This is a genomic window from Rheinheimera sp. B2H12 (assembly GCF_059620065.1).
Genome location: NZ_CM184363.1, coordinates 2,007,906 through 2,026,360 on the forward strand (window position 1 = coordinate 2,007,906; position 18,455 = coordinate 2,026,360).

An 18,455-nucleotide genomic window follows, 5' to 3' on the forward strand; every position below is an offset into this window, starting at 1 on the left:
TATAGCGCATTCGTATTCTACTGCCAATATGCTAAGATGCGCGCTGTTTTTTTCAGAGTCAGCCGGTATTGTGTTCAGCGCCACTCAGTTAACTTGTGTCCGTCAGGACCGGATCTTATTTGAAGCCCTTGACCTTCGTCTGGCGGCGGGCGAGCTATTACAGATCGGTGGCAAAAATGGCGCCGGTAAAACCAGTTTATTGCGCATTCTGGCTGGCTTAACTGCACCGGATGAAGGTGAACTGCTGTGGCAGGGCCAACCGCTGGCGAACAGTGATTTTAGCAGTCAGCTTTGTTATATCGGCCACTTAAGCGGGGTGCAACCCCAACTCACCGCACTGGAAAATCTGGCCTTCTGGCGGGCCGCCTTTGCGCTCAAAGCGGCCGATGATTTTCAGTTGCTGGCCATGTTGGGGCTGGCTGGCCTGGAAGATATTCCTTGTCAGATGTTATCCGCCGGTCAGCAGCGGCGGGTGTCGTTGGCGCGGTTATGGCTGACCTCTGCCACCCTCTGGATCCTCGATGAGCCTTTTACTGCTTTGGATCAGTCGGCCATTGCCGTGCTACAACAGCAATTTGGGCAGCATTTAGCCAAAGGCGGCAGCATTATTCTGACCACCCATCAGCCGCTCAGTCAGCATTTCCCTCAGGCCAGATTACTGGAGCTAATGTACCGATGGTAATTTTCCGCCAGGCTTTTTTGCGCGAGTGGCGCCTGTTGGCCCGGCAAAAAGCCGACTGGCTCAATCCAATGATGTTTTTTATTATTGTGCTGACGTTGTTCCCGTTAGGCGTTGGCGCTAAACCTAATCTGCTGGTTGAAATTGCCCCAGGTATTATCTGGATAGCAGCCTTACTCAGTGTGCTGCTGGCAACAGAGCGGCTGTTTAAAGATGATTACCGCCAGGGCACGCTAGAGCAGTTAGTTGCGGCGCAACAGCCATTGCTGCCTTATGTGCTGGCGAAAATGCTCAGCAGTTGGTGCAGCACGGCGTTGCCATTATTGCTGATGTCGCCATTGATAGCTTTGTTACTTGGCTTATCCATGCCAGGCTGGCAAGCGGTGGTCCTAACCTTACTGCTTGGTACGCCGCTGCTGAATATGCTGGCAGTGCTGGGGGCTGCCCTGACTTTATCGGCAGATAAAGGTGGTATTTTGCTGGCTTTACTGATTTTACCTTTGTATATTCCGCTGCTGATTTTTGCCAGCGCAGCCGTTGAAAATGCCAGTATGGGACTGAGCTATAGCGCCCAATTGGCCGTACTGGCTGCCATGTTATGTCTGGCGCTGGCGCTGGTGCCACTAGCGGTGTTAAAAGCATTAAAAATAAACGTGGGGTGATATGTTTAAATGGCTTGATCCATATGCAAAACCGCAGACTTTATATCGTTTGTGTGGGTTATGGTATCCCTGGCTGATGGCAGCAGCTGTGCTGGTGTTATTGCTCAGTACCCTGTGGGGATTGGCTTTTACCCCGGCTGATTATCAGCAAGGTGATAGTTACCGCATTATTCATATCCATGTGCCGGCGGCGATCTGGTCGATGGGTGCTTATAGCAGCATGGCGATTGCAGCCTTGATTGCGCTGGTCTGGCAAGTTAAAGCTGCCCAATGGGCGGTGGGCGCTATTGCGCCTATCGGCGCGGTATTTACCCTGATTGCGCTTTTTACCGGTATGGCCTGGGGCAAGCCGATGTGGGGTACCTGGTGGGTATGGGATGCCAGACTGACCTCAGAACTGATTTTATTATTTTTATACCTTGGGGTCATGGCGCTCGCCGGTGCTTTTGCTGATCGCCAGACCGGCGCCAAAGTCTCTGCCGTGCTGGCGCTGGTCGGCGTGGTGAATTTACCGATCATCCATTTTTCTGTCGAATGGTGGAACACTTTGCATCAGGGCGCCACTATCACCAAATTTGCCAAACCGTCCATTGATGCGTCGATGTTATGGCCGCTGTTGCTTGGCATTGTTGGTTTTGGATTATTACTGGCAGCTTTAACTTGTTTGCGTTTACGTACCGCCATTTTAGAAAATGAACAACACCGGCCCTGGGTGCGGCAGTTATGCCAACAGTTGGCAGCACCACAGGTCCGGGCAACCCGGGAGTCCGCTGATGCCTGAACTTTATTTTGACAGCTGGCAAGCTTTTCTGCAGATGGGCGGATACGCCTTATACGTCTGGATTTCATTTGGCAGTACTTATCTGCTGTTGGCTATTTTGGCCTGGTACAGTCATCGTAGTCAGCGTCAGTTGCTGCAAAACCTGGCTGCCAAACAAGCCCGCGAACACCGCATCAGACAACAGCAACAACAGGAGCAGACTGAATGAATCCAAGAAGAAAACAACGGTTGTTAGCCGTCAGCGCTATGTTGTTACTGCTCGGTGGTGCTGTGGCTGCAATGTTGTATGCATTACAGGAAAATGTCGATTTATTTTATACCCCGTCGCAGTTGGTGGATGGTCTTGGCAAAGACAAAGTCAAACCTGTACCAGGTCAACGGTTGCGGATTGGCGGTATGGTGGTGAAAGGTTCAGTAAAACGGGATGAACACAGTTTAAAAGTCAGCTTTGATTTGGTCGATACTGGGCCGACTGTGACCGTGACCTATGAAGGCATTTTGCCGGATTTATTCCGTGAGGGGCAGGGCATTGTGGCACAGGGTACCCTGATGGATGCCACCACTATTGCCGCGACCGAAGTGCTGGCTAAACATGACGAAGAATATATGCCACCTGAAGTTGCCGAAGCGATGAAAGGCATTAAACACGTGGCGCCATCGAAAACTTATCCGGCGGCAACTGGTTATCAGCCAAAAGCAGCGGGTCCGGCTGAATCTGCAGCCGGTGATGTAAAGCCTGCACAGCAACAGCCAGCGGGAGTGCTGCCATGATACCGGAAATAGGTCAGCTGGCGCTGACGTTTGCTTTTGGTTTGTCTGCCTTGCTGGCAACCTTTCCGCTGTATGGCAGCTTCAGCGGCCATCAGCGTGCACTGTTAATGGCCAAACCCTTGGCGATTGGCATGTTTTTATTCAGCGCCTTGGCTATGGGCTGCCTGATTGCTGCTTTTTTACAGAATGACTTTACCGTCATTAACGTTGCCAGTAATTCCAGCAGTATTTTGCCCTGGTATTATCAGATCACTGCCAGCTTTGGTTCACACGAAGGTTCAATGCTGTTGTGGGTCACTATGCTGACGTTGTGGACTGCGCTGGTGGCGTGTTTTTCCAAATCTTTACCCTTGTTGATGCAAGGCCGTATTCTGGCCGTGCTGGGGATTATTTGTGTTGGTTTTACCGCTTTTTCACTGTTCATGTCCAACCCTTTTGCCCGCAGTCTGCCGTTTTATCCGGTAGAGGGCCGGGATCTGAATCCGCTGTTGCAGGATTTTGGCATGATAGTGCATCCGCCTTTGTTGTACCTGGGTTATGTTGGTTTTGCCGTGTCTTTTGCTTTTGCCATTGCGGCTTTGCTTGGTGGTAAATTTGACAGTACCTGGGCGCGCTGGGCCAGGCCCTGGACCTTAGCGGCCTGGTTGTTCCTAACCCTTGGCATTATGCTGGGTAGCTGGTGGGCCTATAACGAACTGGGCTGGGGTGGCTGGTGGTTCTGGGATCCGGTTGAGAATGCTTCTTTTATGCCCTGGCTGGTTGGTACTGCCTTGTTACATTCACTGGCTGTGACGGAGAAACGTGGCACTTTTAAATCCTGGACTGTATTACTGGCCATTGCCGCCTTTTCCCTCAGTCTGATGGGGGCGTTTTTAGTGCGTTCCGGCGTGTTGGTGTCAGTGCATTCTTTTGCTTCTGATCCAAGCCGCGGTTTGTATTTACTGGCCTTTTTATTGCTGGTGGTTGGTGGTTCGCTGTTTTTATATGCACTGCGGATGAACGCAGTACGCTCACAAAGCCGTTATCAGCTGTTTAGCCGCGAAGTGTTGTTGTGGGGCAATAACGTGTTTTTATTGACCGCGACGCTGGTGGTGTTTCTCGGCACTTTATATCCACTGTTCCATAAAGAGTTGGGACTAGGGTCAATTTCCATTGGTGAGCCGTTTTTTAATCAGTTGTTTTATTACCTGGTGATCCCTTTTAGTTTGTTATTAGGGCTTGGCCCCTGGGTGCGCTGGAAACAACAAAGCCTGCCTCCGCTGTTGAAACCACTGACGCTGGTGTTGATTGGTGCCCTGACGCTGGCGCTGGGTTATATGAGCCTGACCATTGGTTTTGCTGCCAATCTGGCATTGCTGGGGTTATTACTGGGTGCCTGGGTCGGCTGGTCCGCCATTGTTGAAGTCTGGCAGCGGTTACAACAGCTCGGTGGTGTTGGTGCTGGCATCAGTCGTTTGCAACTGAGTCACTGGGGCATGACCATCGCTCATATTGGCTTTGCCGTGCTGGTGATAGGGGTGGCTATGACCAAAACGCTGAGTGTCGAAAAAGATGTCCGGATGAAAATTGGCGATACGGTACAGCTGAACGAATACGATTTCACCTTAAGTGATGTGTATGCGCTCAATGGTCCCAATTATGGCGGTCAGGCGGCAGAGCTGGAAGTGTATAGCGCCGGCGAAAAAGTAACGCATCTGCACGCGGAAAAACGCTTTTATGCGTTGCAAAAAACTGTGATGACCGAAGCTGCGGTGCATGCTCGGTTAAGCCGGGATCTGTATGTGGCGCTTGGCGAAGAATTGCCCGGCCCGTCCTGGGCGCTGCGGATTTATGTTAAACCTTTTGTGCGCTGGATTTGGCTCGGTGGTTTATTGATGGCGCTGGGTGGTCTGATTGCGCTGTTAGATCCAAGATATCGGCGGCGGCAGTCAGCCGCGATGGCAACAGCTGAAGTAAAAAGTGAGGGTCAACATGCGTAAGTTAATGTTTTTCCTTCCTTTTGTACTTTTCATTGCCATGAGTGTATTTTTATTCAGTGGTTTGTTCTCTGATCCGCGCCAGCATGGGTCTGCCTTATTGCAGCGTGATTTACCTGCTTTTCAGTTGCCGGAATTAATGTCCGGTCAGCTCAAAACTGCAGAGGATTTACGCGGCCAGCCGTATTTACTGAATGTGTGGGGCACCTGGTGTCCCACTTGTAATGCTGAACTTGGCTTTCTGACTGAGTTACGCCAGCAGGGCGTGCGCATTATCGGACTCTATTATGTGCAACCGCTGGACGCGGCCTTTGGCGAAAGTTTTGATGTGGCGGCGTTGCAAGACGATGTGCGCCGTAAACTGGCAGAGCAGGGCGATCCCTATCAATTTAATTTACTGGATGAAAAGCGCAGTCTGATTTTTGATTTGGGGGTGACAGGTGCGCCGGAAACCTTTTTGATTGATCAGCATGGTAAAATCCGCGCGCATCATGTCGGCGATATTCATCCGCAAAACTGGCCGGCGTTGGCGGCGCAATATCAGGCCTTGCTGGCTGAAAGCGCAAACCAGAGTGCAGCCACTCAACAGGAGGTGGTCCATGTTAAATAAGTTGAGCCGCCACTGGTGGCTGCTGAGCGTCAGCGCCTTGCTGTTGGCAGCTACTTTGAGCGGATCAGGCCAGGCAGCAGAAGAACTGCTGCAATTTCAGTCCTCTGAACAACAGGCGTTGTTTCGCGAGCTCACCGCCGAACTGCGCTGCCCTAAGTGTCAGAATCAGAATATTGCTGATTCCAATGCGGTAGTCGCGGTGGATATGCGGCAAAAAACTTATCAGTTGGTGCAACAAGGGCAGAATAAGCAACAAGTGCTGGCTTATATGAAACAACGTTATGGAGACTTTGTGCATTATCAGCCGCCAGTACAATGGAGCACCATTTGGCTCTGGTTATTACCTGTTGGTTTGTTAACCAGCATGTTTGTTTTTATGTTGAGAAAAGGCAAAGCAGACCCAGCGCCACAGCTGCAGCAACCACAATTCGATAGCGAATTACAGGCCATTATTGATGAAGTGAGCGTGCCTGACAGTCTACAGAGCCCACAGCAGGGCAGGAGAAACCAGTCATGACAGCGCCACTGCTTTTAGTCGCGTTACTGATGATGATTGCCAGCCTGGTGATTATTTTCTGGCCCCGACGGGCCTCAGTCGAGTTTAACCAAAGCCGGACCGAACTATTCCGCGAACGGTTACAACTGTTGGTGCTGGCACGGGATAACGGTGAATTAGCACCAGCAGATTTTGCCCAGGCGGCAGCTGAACTGAAACAACATTTTGTTGAATCTGCACCTGTGACGCCGACGCTGACATCCGCGACTGCTGCTGGCCGGTTGTTGTATCTGGCGCTGTGCTTGCTGCTGTTACTGGTCGGTACCAGCTATTGGCTGACCGGTCATTATAAAAGCCTGAATGATTGGGTGCTGGCACAGCAAAGCCTGCCGTCCTATGGTGAGCGGGCCCTGCTCAACAAAGGCGAGCCATTGTCAGATGAAGAAATCAGCTTATTCGCGCTGGCACTACGCACTAAACTCGCGGTCGAAGGTGACGATGCCGTCGCTTGGTTTGTGCTCGGCCGCATCTGGTTTTCGCAAGGCTTGGTTGAGGAGTCGTTAGAGGCTTTTGAAAAAGCACTGGTGCTGACACCAGAGCGCGTTAATCTGCGGTTAAGCTACGCGCAGGCACTTTTAGTCACCGAAAGTGCGGAAAATATGCAAAAAGCAGCACAGAGTCTCGGACTGGTGCTGCAAAAAGAACCCGGTAATACCGATGCGCTGTCGATGCTGGCGCTGATAGCGCAGCAGCGCGGCGATATCAAGGAAGCGCGGGCAGCCTGGGAATTATTATTGGCCCAGTTACAACCGGCAGATCCGCGTTATCCGATGATCCAGCAGCAATTGGCAGCATTAAATGGCAGTGTTGTAGCCACTGTTCCGGCGACAACAGTCCCGGTGGCAACTACGCCTGACACCAGCATGGGTAATGGCAGCGAGCCAGCTGCGAAAGATCCGGCTGGCAGTGAACGGCGTATTGTCATTCAGTTAACCATCAGTGACAGCCTGGCGGCGAAATTCGCTAATGCCAGTTTGTTTGTGGTTGCCAAAGCTGTTGCTGGATCACCAATGCCATTGGCGGTGCAGAAATTGCCGGTTGTTGCCGGTCGCCAGCAAATTGAATTGACCTCTGCCATGGTGATGCAACCAGGTTGGGGTCTGGATAATGTGGAGCAGGTGGTGGTGTCAGCCCGTATCAGTCAATCTGGTGCGGTCAGCAAAACTGCCGGCGATCCGGAAATTGTGTCCGATGTTTTAACTTTTAGCCAGGGTCAGCCGTTGACCCTCACCATGGAGCTTAGCGGTGAAACCACTGATTAACACCACCCTGATTTTGTCCGCACTGTGGCTGGCTGGCTGCAGTAGCACGCAACAGCCAGCAACCACAGCGGCGCCAGTGAATGATGCCAGAGATCCTTTTGAATCATTAAACAGGTCGTTCTGGACTTTTAACTACGATTATCTGGATGCTTATGTGTTACGTCCGGTCACTGTCGGTTATATGGCGGTGGTACCAAAACCAGCGCGTACCGGCTTGAGTAATGTGGTGAACAACCTCAATGAACCCGCCAATTTTTTCAACGGTTTGTTACAGGGCAAACCATCAGGCTCTGCGGTCAGCGCAGGACGTTTTTTGCTGAACAGCACGGTCGGCGTGGTTGGTTTATTTGATGTGGCCACACCGATGGGGCTGGCCGAGCGGCCGGAAGATTTCGGTCAGACGCTCGGCGTTTGGGGTGTTGGTCATGGCCCTTATCTGATGATCCCGGCCCGTGGTCCTGCCACTATCCGTAATCTGACCGGCGATCTGGTGGATAATTTGTATTTCCCCATGTCGGTACTGAATACACCCCAAACCATCGGCAAGTTTGTGATTGGTGCCTTGTCAGGTCGCGAACAACTGATGGCGCAGGAAAAACTGCTGAATGACTCGCTGGATCCTTATGCCTTTGTCAAAGATGCCTATTTTCAGCGGCAAGAGTATCAGTTGTATGATGGCAATCCACCAGAGCAGTCGGTGGATGAAGCGGCATTGGAAGAATTCCTCGAGTGATCCGATCTGTGCTGAATTAGCCAGTTTTCGGCGGATTTACACCCAAACAGGGGCAGTCTACATGGCTGCCCCTTTTCATTTTCTGGTGGTTACGGTATAAACATCGGGCTATTTTCAACCCTCCGGGGTCTGACGACCCTGACCATAATTATTAGAAACAGGAAATCACCATGATCCATTGTAATGACAGTGCTGCTGCGCTGCAGACCGGCTTGTGCCTGGCTGTGGTACCGGAGGTGCGCCGATGAGTGTAAGTCAAACTTCGACCCCGGTTGCCATGGCTGAATTTGGTACTTTGTGGGGCCATCCGAAGCCATTGTGGATGTTATTTATGGCTGAGTTTTGGGAGCGTTTTGCCTTTTACGGCATTCGCTGGGCCCTGACTCTGTATATAGTTTCACAATTCTATGAAGGTAATGCTTCTGGTGAAGCTGCTGCCAGTCGCTATTACGGCGCTTACCTGGCGCTAGTGTATGCCACTGCTATTTTCGGTGGTTATGTCGCCGACAGGATCATCGGATATCAGCGCTCGATCCTGCTGGGGGCTGTGGTGATGTCGATTGGTCTTTTCATGATCATGGTGCCAAGTCTGGATGTATTTTTACTCGGTCTGGCGGTGATTGTGGTTGGTAATGGTCTGTTTAAGCCGAATATTTCATCCTTGGTCGGCCAGCTCTATGCCAAAGATGACAACCGTCGTGACCGCGGTTTTACCATTTTTTATATGGGTATCAATTTAGGCGGTATGTTATCCCCGCTGATCACCGGCTGGTTAGCCAGTGAAATTTTTGGTACGCCGCAACATCAGAATTATAAAGCGGTGTTTGGCGCTGCTGGTGTTGGCATGTTACTCAGTACCATTTGGTTTTATTTAGGTCGGGCCCAGCTGAAAAACATTGGCGTGATCCCCGCAGATAAGCCAGCTGGTAAAATGCTGGCCTATGTGATCGCAGGGGTGGTGGTTGCGGTGCCTGTGGTGTATTTCCTGATGGCAGGCATGGGGGCGCAGACGCTGGCCTGGGTGTTAGGGGTGCTCTTTATCATTGTGGCGCTGATGCTGGTGGTCGAAGGTAAAAAAACCGGTACTGTGCAATTGCATCAGGTCTATGCGCTGTTATTGCTGTTTGGTTTTAATGTCACCTTCTGGATGTTCTTTGAACAAGCCGGTAGTTCTTTTAACTTCCTGGCGCAAAATTTAGTCAATCGCGATATCTTCAGTGACGGCAGTTTCATTTTCCCGACCGGCTGGTTCCAATCTGTCAATTCGATGGCGATTATTATCTTCGCGCCGGTGATCAGCTTTATCTGGTATCTGACCAGCAAACGTAATCTGGAACCGACCATCCCGTTTAAATTTGGTTTAGGTTTGCTGGGGAATGCGCTTGGCTTCCTGGTGCTGATGTATGCACTGACCCAACTGGTGGATGGCAATGGTTTGATCCCACTGTGGCCGCTGGTGGCTTGTTATATGTTGCAATCCATTGGTGAGTTATGTTTATCGCCAATTGGCTTGTCGATGGTCACTAAACTGGCTCCCGTGCGTTGTGTGGGTCTGGCGATGGGGGCCTGGTTCCTGTCGATTGCCACCGGCAATAATTTATCCGGTTTATTGGCCGGTGAAATTTCCGGTGAAACCGGTATGACCATTGATTCGGCACTGGCGGGCTTTAGCTTCAGTTTTTATCTGCTGCTTGGTGCCGGTCTGTTACTGCTGGTGATTTCGCCGTTGATCAATAAACTGATGCACGGCGTCAAATAATCAGAGGCAAGGCCAGTAGATGGCCTAGGAAGACAAACGGGCAATCCAGTGGATTGCCCTTTTTGTTAACACTATTGCCAGCGATGAGATGCTGCCAGGATAAACCGCTGCTGCTGAACCAGATTAATCCTGCGCTTCAGTTGATTTACTCAGTTGGCTTCGTGCTTGAGGCAATAGGGGTTCAACCAGCGCAAAGGTCAGTGGCCTGCTCAGCAGTGGATACACTACAATCAGCAACACTGTCCAGAGTGCAGCTTCTACAATAGAGGCCGAGCGGGCAATGGCCATAAAAGGCGGGATCAGAATGGCAAGTTTCAGCAGGTTCAGCAGTAACTTTTTCGGCACTGGCAATAGATCGCTGGCGCGACGGATCACGGCCATCCGCTCACGGAAATTTAAGCCCTGCAATTGCGGCAAGGACTGACTGTTCCAATATAACATTTGAAGACTCACGGTTATGCAGTTGGACTGGATACGCAGTCAAGCCAAAGCCCGATCTCAGTGGTCAGCGCTAAACTGTCACTGAGCGGGCTTGACTGGACAACTTATTGCAAGCGCTGTTGCAACTCAGCCAGCACGGCATCAAGATCCAGCATGGCTTTGTCGCCAGTACGGCGGTTTTTGTATTCGACTTTACGCTCGTCCAGGTTGCGCTCACCAATGATAATATGGTGCGGCACGCCGACTAATTCCATATCGGCAAACATCACGCCTGGTCGCTCTTTGCGATCATCAAACAGCACTTCAATACCGGCAGCAGTCAGTTGGCGGTACAGCTGCTCAGCCGCTTCCTGAATACGGACAGATTTGTGCATATTCATCGGTACAATAGCCACCTGGAATGGTGCGATAGCATCCGGCCAGCGAATGCCGTACTGATCATGGTTTTGTTCAATAGCGGCTGCCACAATGCGGGATACGCCAACACCATAACAGCCCATGGTCATGATCTGGTGTTTGCCTTCTTCGTTCAGCACCCCTGCTTTCATCGCGGCGGCGTATTTGTCACCTAACTGGAAAATATGGCCAACCTCGATACCACGTTTAATCACCAGTTGACCCTGGCCACAAGGGCTGGCATCACCTTCAACCACATTGCGTAAATCAGCTGTTTGGTAGTTGTTGATATCACGCTCAAAGTTGACGCCGGTCAGATGGAAGCCGTCTTTATTAGCTCCGGTGACAAAATCAGCCAGCACAGCGGCTGCATGATCCACCAGCACTGGAATGCTCAGGCCAACCGGGCCGACTGAACCGGCGTTGGCACCAGTGGCAGCTAAAATTTCTGCCTCAGAGGCGAAGGTCAAAGGCGAAGCGACTAATGGGTGTTTATCGGCTTTAATTTCATTGAGTTCATGATCACCACGCAGCACCAGCGCAATCAGTCCTTGTGGTGCTTTGTCATCGGCTTTACGGGCATGCACCAACAAGGTTTTAGCAATCCGCTCGGCAGACACTGCCAGTTGCGCTGCAACTTCAGCAATAGTTTTGGCGGCAGGGGTCGCCACTTCAGTCAGGGCTGTAGTGGCAGCCGGCCGTGCTGTCGTTGGTGGCAGCGCCTCAGCTTTTTCAATATTGGCGGCGTAATCACTGGCATCAGAAAACACAATAGCATCTTCACCAGAGGCGGCCAGTACATGGAATTCGTGTGACACGGCGCCGCCAATAGCACCGGTATCCGCCAGCACAGGACGGAAATTTAAGCCAAGCCGGGTAAAGATGTTGCAATAAGCCTGATACATCGCCTGATAAGTCTGCTCCAGACTTTCCTGACTTAAATGGAAGGAATATGCGTCTTTCATCAGGAATTCGCGGGCCCGCATCACGCCAAAACGTGGCCTGCGCTCATCACGGAATTTGGTCTGGATCTGATACAGATTGATTGGCAGTTGTTTGTAGCTGCTGATTTCTTTGCGGACTAAATCGGTGATTACTTCTTCATGGGTCGGGCCTAACACGAAGTCACGCTGATGGCGGTCTTTAAAGCGCAGTAATTCTGCGTCCATTTGCTCCCAGCGACCAGACTCCTGCCATAATTCAGCCGGTTGCACCATCGGCATTAACACTTCCAGCGCGCCGGCTTTATTCATTTCATCACGCACTATGGCTTCGACTTTACGCAGCACACGCAGGCCTGTCGGTAACCAGGTGTACATGCCTGACGCTTCACGGCGGATCATACCGGCGCGTAACATCAACTGATGACTGATAATCTCGGCATCGGCCGGGGTTTCTTTTAAGGTAGAGACTAAATATTGACTGGTGCGCATATGCTATCCACTATTTTATTGTGCCTTTTGCCTTATTCTAACAAGGCCTTTACTCGGGCAGAAGTTTAATCTGATGTTTAATCAGGGCTGAGCTGACATTGTTGCTGCCATCTATGCCACCGACGCTGAAAATTTCGCCATTGATACTGACTAAAGAGCGCAGATCAGTCACGGCCACACTGCTGCTGGCTTTTAACCAGCGTTGTTGTTGCATGGCATAAAGATAGAGCTGGTCACTGGCTTTGCCATTGAACGCTGTCGTTAAGGTCGCTGAGTTGACCGTTGGGCTGGCGCTTTGTGCACTGCCGCCGACAAAAGCAATCATTTTTTCGCCATCAACAGTCACAGCGATGGCCGCTTGCCGATAGCGGGCCGGTCCGCCGTGATGAGGGATTTTTTGCCAGCGAATGATGTTGGCTTGTTTACTGTCAATATCACCAAGGTAACAGGCGGCCGTCGTACTGAGCTGGCCTGTTGCTTGTTGCTGATAATCCTGACTGATGCCATCACAGACCAGCATCTGATGGCCGACAATAGCGCCAGCATGACCGGCTACCGCAGCACCAGGATAGGGCGTGGCCTGTGACCATTTCTGACTGAAGTTATCAAATAACTGCACCAGATTGATATGACCATATTGCTGCCGACCGCTCAGCAGATAGATATAGCGTTCCTGATAGGACAGCGCCAGACTGTCGGCTACGGCCACCGGCATGTCCGGTAATTTGGTATAAGTTTGGGTCAGTGGGCTAAAACGATAACTGTCCGTCAGGATCTTATCACTGCCATCGGCGGTTTTGTCGGCGCCAGCGAAGATAAACAAATGATTACTCATGGCTACGCCGCTGGCGGCCAGCCGGCCAGACTGACGGGCCTGATTTGGCAGCGCAGGCACAGCTTGCCAGATGGGGCTGCCTTCGCTCAGTTGCCAGACTTTATTGTGGTCGCCACCCGTCTGATCCGACTGGCCGGCAAAACTGGCCAGAACCCATTTGCCACGGACTGTACTTTGTAGCACCAGTTGATTACTGACCGCTTCTGGCAAGGCAGGCAGGGTGATGGCTGCTGACGCCGTTGAGGTTTGCAGCAAACCCAGTAGCGCCGCACTACAGAGCACAAGATGCGCTGAGTCAGTCCTCAGTCGGCGGTTGCCGGCGAATTTCTGTAACATGATTGTGTTCTCCGTCTACTGTCCATTTGATATTCAGGTCGTACAAGGTCATGCCATAACTTTGTACTTCGTCCCGCTGCTTTTTATAGGATGGTCTTGGATCTTGTTTTAATACTTTTTCAATGAAAATCTGTAAATCTGGGATTTTGCTGTGCTGACAAAAAGTCTGCGCCTGTGCACTCAGACTGACGGTCATCATGGTTTCAGGGGAGGCATCGGCAAAACCACCGGCAGCTTGCGGTAACGCATCGGAATAGGGCAAATAGGGCTTGATATCCAATACCGGGGTGCCGTCCAGCAGATCAAGTCCGGATAATAACAGTACCAGCTGTTCTCCCCGCCGTTGCACACCTTCCAGTTTTACCACAGATAAGCCAACAGGGTTGGGTCTGAATGTGGCTCTGGTGGCAAATACCCCTTTTTTCTGATTGCCGCCGAGTCTGGGTGGCCGTACTAATGGCGACCAGCCCTTATCTGCCGTCTGGTGAAATACAAAGACCAGCCACAAATGGCTGAAACTTTCGATACCACGCACTATGGCATCATCGGCGTAGGGCGGTTGCAACACTAGCTGGCCCCGTGCTTCCGGAATTAAACCCGGCTGACGCGGAATGGCAAATTTTTGTTTGTACGGTGATTCGATAAATCCAACCGCATTGAAGGTAAATGGTTGCATAAAAACTCGAACATGGCAGGTCAAGCCGCCGTTAGCAGATGACCGCATTATGGCGCTCGGATGACAAAACAACAAGCTTGTGATCTTTCTGGTTATTTTCTTGCCTTCAGCCTTGCAGCCGTCTAGAGTGGATTTTTTAACTAGCAAACTCGTTGAGTGTTGTTCTGATGATGATGGAAAAAGTTTTATTAATTGAATGCCCGGATTCAAAAGGGTTGATCGCACACATTACCAATATTTGTTACAAGCATCAGCTCAATATTGTGCGCAATACCGAATATGTTGACCCGCAAACCGGCCAGTTTTATATGCGGACTCAACTGGAAGGTCTGTTTAATGAAGAAACCCTGTTATTGGATTTAGACCGTGCTTTACCAACTGGCAGTCAGCGCCAATTAGTGGACAGTCGCCGTCGGAAAAAAATAGTCATTATGGTGACCAAAGAAGCCCATTGTCTGGGTGATATTTTGATGAAAGTGTACGATGGTTCTTTAGCACTGGAGATCCAGGCGGTCATTGGCAATCATCCGGATCTGGGCTCGCTGGCCGCTAAGTTTGATATCCCGTTTCATTGTATCAGCCACGAAGGTTTGAACAGGGCCGCGCATGAGCAATTACTGGCGGCGCAAATAGCCTGGTATCAACCGGATTATCTGGTGCTGGCTAAATTTATGCGGGTGCTGACCCGTGATTTTGTCCGGCTTTATCCACAACGTATTATTAATATTCATCATAGCTTTTTGCCGGCTTTTATTGGCGCAAATCCTTACCATCAGGCCTTTTTACGCGGAGTTAAAATCATTGGCGCTACCGCACATTTTGTCACCGACGATTTGGATGAAGGCCCAATCATCAAGCAGATGGTGACCAATGTTGATCACAATTACAGTGCGCAGGATATGGTGAAGGCCGGGCGAGATGTTGAAAAAAATGTCCTTAGTAAAGCATTGCAACTGATCCTGGAGGACCGGGTTTTTGTGCATGGCAATAAAACAGTGATTCTATAACTGTGCCAGATCTGCCAAATGGCCGCTAAATACATAACTGTGGCTCCAGCTGTAATATTGCCGGTACTGTTGCTGTAACTGCTGGTAAGGGATACATTGTTCGCCATATTGCGGATCGGCAAGCCACAGCCGGTCATCTTGCTCAATACCGTAAATCACCACCAAATGCCAGCCGATAAAATACCGCATAGCGGCCAGCAGTGGATGACCAGCTGCCAGTTCTGCTCTAAGCCTGGGCAGTGGCAGCACGCCGCTCTGTTCCTGATAGCTCAGTTGCATCCGAGCCAGAGCCTGTAATGGCGGACAGACCTGATCACAGTTTGGCCCCAAGACCTGACGGGCAAACTCCTGCTGGGAGGGCACAGGGCAGCGTTGATAATACCGCCCCAGTGATACTGCCACCGCAGCCCAGCACTGTAAATGACCCTGTTGTGGTTCCAGTTGAAACGGCAGTAACAGCGCCATCAGTGCACCTGGATCAGTCGTTGCTGTGACAACTGGTACAGCCATGGCAATACCTGGGCTGGGGTCTGTTGCAACCACTGGCCAAGCTCGGTCACAGCACAAGGCTGTTGCACGCGCAGCAAGAGCTGTTGTTGGGCGGCATTGAGCGATAAGGCGGGTCGATATCTTTTATAGACCACTTGCCAGCCCTGGTTGCTGTGACTGACATAGCTGATGGCGGTGCTGGGCTGCACTTTAAAACTGCTGAGCAGTGTGATCAGCGCTGGCGCTGCGATGTCCAGCGGTGCGCTATGTGCTGTTTCTGCGAGTGGGACTGCAAATGCCTGACCGGCAAATTGCAGGCTCGGCACTTGCCATTGCAGACAGGACCACAGTGTTTCTCTGGCGGTAACCGGGAGTTCGTGACCACATTGTGGATCGGTCAGAATGCTGCGGGCAGTGGTCAGCTCCAACTCAGGTAATAATTGTTGCAATAATCCCAGTGTCCATTGATTTAAGCTGCGATAGGCTGGCCCATCAACCGGGAAATGCGCCTGATACTGCAGGCTCAGCAGCAGACTAAAACCCGGAATGCCAATACATTGCTGGGCCTGACCCGGCTGGCTGATACGGGCAAAAGGCAGCGGTTGTGGGTAACTGGACACGACAATTCCCAGTTGCTTTGTACACTGTTGTGCACTGGCGAGCAGACTGGCGGAGATTTGCTCAGGACAAGCTTGCCGGTTGGACAGCGGTTGGCCGAGTACAGCTTGGGCGACTCTGGGAGCCAAAGCTTCTGGCAGTGGATTGGATAACCAGTGTATTGCCGTCCGTAACCAATAATAGAGCGCCTGTTGCGGTTGTTGTTGCAGCATTTTCAGCTGGGCCAGGCACAGATTCATATACAATAAATCACTTTCATTGCGTAACTGGCCATTCACTGCAAAACCAAGACGGTAATAATGTTCGGCCTGGGCATAATCCTGCAATTTTTTATAGATTCTGGCCTGATTCAGACAATTGATATAACACAAATGCCAATCTGGTTCTGGCAAGCGCTGTAATTGTTGCTCTATGGTTTTTTCCAGCGCCAGCGCTGCGTCAACATCACCAAGCCGGAGTTGATTCAAGGCGGAGATATTCTGCAGATACAGATATAAGCGGGCCTGGCGCACGGGATCAAGCAATTGCCTGGCGCGGGCAAAATATTGTTCAGCACTGTGGGCTTGCCCCGTCATGACCAGACCCCAGGCTTTGTTCTGATAGAGGGCTGCCTGCACCTCGTCGGGCAAACTGGCGTCTGGCAATATGCCAGTGGCTGCTCTGGGGAAATCCAGCAAGGCAATGGCGATTTTTTGTTTTTGCACTTCTAATAGGGCTTGTTGCTGCAATGGCAGGCTTTCGGCGTCAATCTGATCCAAAATAGTATAGGCCAGTTGATAACCCCCTTCGGCAAAACGCTGATCGGCCTGTTGTTGCAAAAACTGACAGTCTTGAGGTTGTTGGCGTAAAGCAAAACTCACTTGCAAATGATCCGGCAATTTAATCGCTGGTGTCGCTGCAGGGTGCAGGGGCCGTAACAGCGGCGACAGTAACAACTGACCGCCCGCCAGCTCCAGGACCTCAGTATTCTGATGCAGCTCAGCGTCCAGCCAGTCGGGATGTAGTAAGCCCGGCACTGCACTGACCAGTGCGCTGGTCGGTGGTAATGCGGGGGGCGTGGCAGACTGAGGCTGCAACTGACAGTGAAAACCTGCTAGCAGCGGCAACTCTGCACCTGGCCTTAGCCACAATGCCAACTGCAACCGATACTGTTGGCAGGCACTGGCGACGATACGAAGTAATTGCAGATCCTCGCTATTCCAGTGCTGACCGGCGAAAGGTGCGATGACCCCAAGCAAAAACCGGCTTTGTTGTAACATGGCCGCCACTAACTGTCGGGCAAACTGACAGGCGGCGATAAAGTTCTGATCACCTTCACTTTCATGATCAATCAGTTGACCCACTGTGTCGGCATAGTGTTGCTGATCATGCGGGCGATAAAGTTCGGGTTGTAATTGCGGTGGCGGTGGCAACCCCAGTTGCGATCCCCATTGCCTGGCTAAGTCATGACCGCGCCAGCCGCCGAGGCTCAGATCGGCCAGTACCGTTTCTTTCGATGCATCCTGCCAGCCGATGTCAGCCTGTAAACTGGCAAAACTGTGACAATACCAGCACTGCAACAGCACAGGAACCGTGTGCCGGGTGATGGTCGGCAGCTCAAGTGGGGTCGCTGTCATGCTGTCCTCCGGCGCAGATCCCATTGATATATAAAATGGCATGGTGCAGGCCATCTAACTCTAGTAAGGCATCAATCTTGCGATCGTAAAAACCACCGATGTTGATCACTCCAAGATCCAGCGCGGTTGCTGCCAGGTTAATGTTTTGTGCCACATGCCCGGCTTCCAGCAGGCAAAAGCGATACCCCTTATTCCGATACTTAAATACAGAACGCTGAAACATGGCGGTAATAAAGATTACCACTGACAATTGCTCCGCTAACTGGCTCTGAAACTCGACCAGCGCAGCCGCCAGTTCATGCTGAAACAGGCCGGGTTTGATAAAGTGCACTGCGTTCAGTGCCGGAGAATAATGATAAATGCCAGCTTCCAGTCCTTCGATCCGGCCCGGATGATAAAAATACAGCTCAAGCGGATATAAGGCACCGCCAGAGGGGACGGTACGAAATGGGCGGTGAATGTATGCATTGTCACTGTTATCGCGGGTCTGACCATAGGCTAAAAACAACAGAGTACGCAGTTGTGCCAGTGTGATGCGAGTAGGCTCTACTGTGGCTGGGGTCCGTCTGGCCTGGACTATGTCGGCAAATTGATGCCGGCTTTGCAGTAAAGTGTCTGGCAGCGCAATCGGCTGAAAATGATGATAGGGTAAGCTGGTATACAGATTATCCATCTGTTCAACCACTTGCTGGTTGGTCAGCGCCAGATCATAGCGACCGGTTTTGGAGCTTTCATGAAATTGTTCCCATGCCATTTCGGCGGAATCGGTATTGAGTTCAGTTTTTTTCCATAAATGAGGCTGCATTATTACTTTCCTTC

19 protein-coding genes are annotated in these 18,455 nt (G+C 51.3%); 12 read left to right on the top strand and 7 right to left on the bottom strand.

Annotated features, from left to right (window positions below; genetic code table 11):
- Positions 1-70 precede the first annotated feature (70 nt).
- The 11 genes from ccmA to AC53GJ_RS08790 all read left to right on the top strand — a co-directional run bounded on the left by ccmA (position 71) and on the right by AC53GJ_RS08790 (position 9,789).
- The gene (ccmA, locus tag AC53GJ_RS08740; RefSeq protein WP_496732290.1) at positions 71-682 is read left to right on the top strand and encodes a cytochrome c biogenesis heme-transporting ATPase CcmA; all 612 of its coding nucleotides are present in this window, start codon (positions 71-73) and stop codon (positions 680-682) included.
- Positions 676-1,341, top strand: a complete 666-nt coding sequence (gene ccmB / locus AC53GJ_RS08745) for a heme exporter protein CcmB (RefSeq protein ID WP_496732291.1) — start codon at positions 676-678, stop codon at positions 1,339-1,341. The genes ccmA and ccmB overlap by 7 nt, the downstream gene beginning before the upstream one ends.
- A 1-nt stretch (position 1,342) precedes the next feature.
- Positions 1,343-2,122, top strand: a complete 780-nt coding sequence (locus AC53GJ_RS08750) for a heme ABC transporter permease (RefSeq protein ID WP_496732292.1) — start codon at positions 1,343-1,345, stop codon at positions 2,120-2,122.
- Positions 2,115-2,330: a heme exporter protein CcmD gene (ccmD, locus tag AC53GJ_RS08755; RefSeq protein ID WP_496732293.1), complete on the top strand. Its 216-nt coding sequence runs from the start codon at positions 2,115-2,117 to the stop codon at positions 2,328-2,330. Before AC53GJ_RS08750 ends, ccmD begins: the two co-directional genes overlap by 8 nt.
- Positions 2,327-2,893, top strand: coding sequence for a cytochrome c maturation protein CcmE (gene ccmE / locus AC53GJ_RS08760; RefSeq protein ID WP_496732294.1), 567 nt, complete (start codon positions 2,327-2,329; stop codon positions 2,891-2,893). The genes ccmD and ccmE overlap by 4 nt, the downstream gene beginning before the upstream one ends.
- Positions 2,890-4,872, top strand: coding sequence for a heme lyase CcmF/NrfE family subunit (locus tag AC53GJ_RS08765; protein ID WP_496732295.1), 1,983 nt, complete (start codon positions 2,890-2,892; stop codon positions 4,870-4,872). The genes ccmE and AC53GJ_RS08765 overlap by 4 nt, the downstream gene beginning before the upstream one ends.
- Positions 4,865-5,479 (top strand): redoxin family protein, encoded by a 615-nt coding sequence (locus AC53GJ_RS08770; RefSeq protein WP_496732296.1) that lies wholly within the window; start codon positions 4,865-4,867, stop codon positions 5,477-5,479. The genes AC53GJ_RS08765 and AC53GJ_RS08770 overlap by 8 nt, the downstream gene beginning before the upstream one ends.
- Entirely contained in the window at positions 5,469-5,996 is a 528-nt protein-coding gene (locus AC53GJ_RS08775) for a cytochrome c-type biogenesis protein (RefSeq protein ID WP_496732297.1), read from the top strand. Before AC53GJ_RS08770 ends, AC53GJ_RS08775 begins: the two co-directional genes overlap by 11 nt.
- Positions 5,993-7,297: a c-type cytochrome biogenesis protein CcmI gene (gene ccmI / locus AC53GJ_RS08780; RefSeq protein WP_496732299.1), complete on the top strand. Its 1,305-nt coding sequence runs from the start codon at positions 5,993-5,995 to the stop codon at positions 7,295-7,297. Before AC53GJ_RS08775 ends, ccmI begins: the two co-directional genes overlap by 4 nt.
- The gene (locus AC53GJ_RS08785) at positions 7,281-8,030 is read left to right on the top strand and encodes an MlaA family lipoprotein (RefSeq protein WP_496732301.1); all 750 of its coding nucleotides are present in this window, start codon (positions 7,281-7,283) and stop codon (positions 8,028-8,030) included. Before ccmI ends, AC53GJ_RS08785 begins: the two co-directional genes overlap by 17 nt.
- 244 nt (positions 8,031-8,274) lie before the next feature.
- Positions 8,275-9,789, top strand: a complete 1,515-nt coding sequence (locus AC53GJ_RS08790; protein ID WP_496732302.1) for a peptide MFS transporter — start codon at positions 8,275-8,277, stop codon at positions 9,787-9,789.
- A gap of 123 nt (positions 9,790-9,912) precedes the next feature.
- Here the strand turns inward: AC53GJ_RS08790 and AC53GJ_RS08795 are convergent, their stop codons facing one another.
- The 4 genes from AC53GJ_RS08795 to tsaA all read right to left on the bottom strand — a co-directional run bounded on the left by AC53GJ_RS08795 (position 9,913) and on the right by tsaA (position 13,906).
- Positions 9,913-10,230, bottom strand: coding sequence for a DUF6170 family protein (locus AC53GJ_RS08795; RefSeq protein WP_496732303.1), 318 nt, complete (start codon positions 10,228-10,230; stop codon positions 9,913-9,915).
- Positions 10,231-10,334: 104 nt separating this feature from the next.
- Positions 10,335-12,059 carry a proline--tRNA ligase gene (locus tag AC53GJ_RS08800; RefSeq protein ID WP_496732304.1) on the bottom strand — a complete coding sequence of 575 codons (1,725 nt, stop codon included), beginning with the start codon at positions 12,057-12,059 and terminating at the stop codon, positions 10,335-10,337.
- 49 nt (positions 12,060-12,108) lie between these two features.
- Positions 12,109-13,230, bottom strand: a complete 1,122-nt coding sequence (locus tag AC53GJ_RS08805; RefSeq protein WP_496732305.1) for a Kelch repeat-containing protein — start codon at positions 13,228-13,230, stop codon at positions 12,109-12,111.
- Complete coding sequence (gene tsaA / locus AC53GJ_RS08810; RefSeq protein ID WP_496732306.1) at positions 13,190-13,906, bottom strand: tRNA (N6-threonylcarbamoyladenosine(37)-N6)-methyltransferase TrmO; 717 nt, start codon at positions 13,904-13,906, stop codon at positions 13,190-13,192. The genes AC53GJ_RS08805 and tsaA overlap by 41 nt, the downstream gene beginning before the upstream one ends.
- A 215-nt stretch (positions 13,907-14,121) precedes the next feature.
- On the opposite strand from tsaA, the gene purU reads away from it, so the two are divergent.
- Positions 14,122-14,913: a formyltetrahydrofolate deformylase gene (gene purU / locus AC53GJ_RS08815; protein WP_496732307.1), complete on the top strand. Its 792-nt coding sequence runs from the start codon at positions 14,122-14,124 to the stop codon at positions 14,911-14,913.
- On the opposite strand, the gene AC53GJ_RS08820 is transcribed toward purU, so the two are convergent.
- Genes AC53GJ_RS08820 through AC53GJ_RS08830 form a run of 3 tightly spaced genes read right to left on the bottom strand, consistent with a single transcriptional unit; the run spans position 14,908 to position 18,441 of the window.
- Positions 14,908-15,423: a papain-like cysteine protease family protein gene (locus AC53GJ_RS08820; protein ID WP_496732308.1), complete on the bottom strand. Its 516-nt coding sequence runs from the start codon at positions 15,421-15,423 to the stop codon at positions 14,908-14,910. The genes purU and AC53GJ_RS08820 overlap by 6 nt on opposite strands.
- Positions 15,378-17,636: a tetratricopeptide repeat protein gene (locus AC53GJ_RS08825; RefSeq protein ID WP_496732309.1), complete on the bottom strand. Its 2,259-nt coding sequence runs from the start codon at positions 17,634-17,636 to the stop codon at positions 15,378-15,380. The genes AC53GJ_RS08820 and AC53GJ_RS08825 overlap by 46 nt, the downstream gene beginning before the upstream one ends.
- On the bottom strand, positions 17,617-18,441 hold the full coding sequence (locus tag AC53GJ_RS08830) for a SagB family peptide dehydrogenase (protein ID WP_496732310.1): 825 nt from the start codon (positions 18,439-18,441) through the stop codon (positions 17,617-17,619). Before AC53GJ_RS08830 ends, AC53GJ_RS08825 begins: the two co-directional genes overlap by 20 nt.
- Positions 18,442-18,455 lie beyond the last annotated feature (14 nt).

Coding starts and splice junctions, on each gene's coding strand:
- ccmB (WP_496732291.1), top strand. CDS start 676: ATGGTAATTTTCCGCCAGGCTTTTTTGCGCGAGTGGCGCCTGTTGGCC.
- AC53GJ_RS08750 (WP_496732292.1), top strand. CDS start 1,343: ATGTTTAAATGGCTTGATCCATATGCAAAACCGCAGACTTTATATCGT.
- ccmD (WP_496732293.1), top strand. CDS start 2,115: ATGCCTGAACTTTATTTTGACAGCTGGCAAGCTTTTCTGCAGATGGGC.
- ccmE (WP_496732294.1), top strand. CDS start 2,327: ATGAATCCAAGAAGAAAACAACGGTTGTTAGCCGTCAGCGCTATGTTG.
- AC53GJ_RS08765 (WP_496732295.1), top strand. CDS start 2,890: ATGATACCGGAAATAGGTCAGCTGGCGCTGACGTTTGCTTTTGGTTTG.
- AC53GJ_RS08770 (WP_496732296.1), top strand. CDS start 4,865: ATGCGTAAGTTAATGTTTTTCCTTCCTTTTGTACTTTTCATTGCCATG.
- AC53GJ_RS08775 (WP_496732297.1), top strand. CDS start 5,469: ATGTTAAATAAGTTGAGCCGCCACTGGTGGCTGCTGAGCGTCAGCGCC.
- ccmI (WP_496732299.1), top strand. CDS start 5,993: ATGACAGCGCCACTGCTTTTAGTCGCGTTACTGATGATGATTGCCAGC.
- AC53GJ_RS08790 (WP_496732302.1), top strand. CDS start 8,275: ATGAGTGTAAGTCAAACTTCGACCCCGGTTGCCATGGCTGAATTTGGT.
- AC53GJ_RS08795 (WP_496732303.1), bottom strand. CDS start 10,230: ATGTTATATTGGAACAGTCAGTCCTTGCCGCAATTGCAGGGCTTAAAT.
- AC53GJ_RS08800 (WP_496732304.1), bottom strand. CDS start 12,059: ATGCGCACCAGTCAATATTTAGTCTCTACCTTAAAAGAAACCCCGGCC.
- AC53GJ_RS08805 (WP_496732305.1), bottom strand. CDS start 13,230: ATGTTACAGAAATTCGCCGGCAACCGCCGACTGAGGACTGACTCAGCG.
- tsaA (WP_496732306.1), bottom strand. CDS start 13,906: ATGCAACCATTTACCTTCAATGCGGTTGGATTTATCGAATCACCGTAC.
- AC53GJ_RS08820 (WP_496732308.1), bottom strand. CDS start 15,423: ATGGCTGTACCAGTTGTCACAGCAACGACTGATCCAGGTGCACTGATG.
- AC53GJ_RS08825 (WP_496732309.1), bottom strand. CDS start 17,636: ATGACAGCGACCCCACTTGAGCTGCCGACCATCACCCGGCACACGGTT.
- AC53GJ_RS08830 (WP_496732310.1), bottom strand. CDS start 18,441: ATGCAGCCTCATTTATGGAAAAAAACTGAACTCAATACCGATTCCGCC.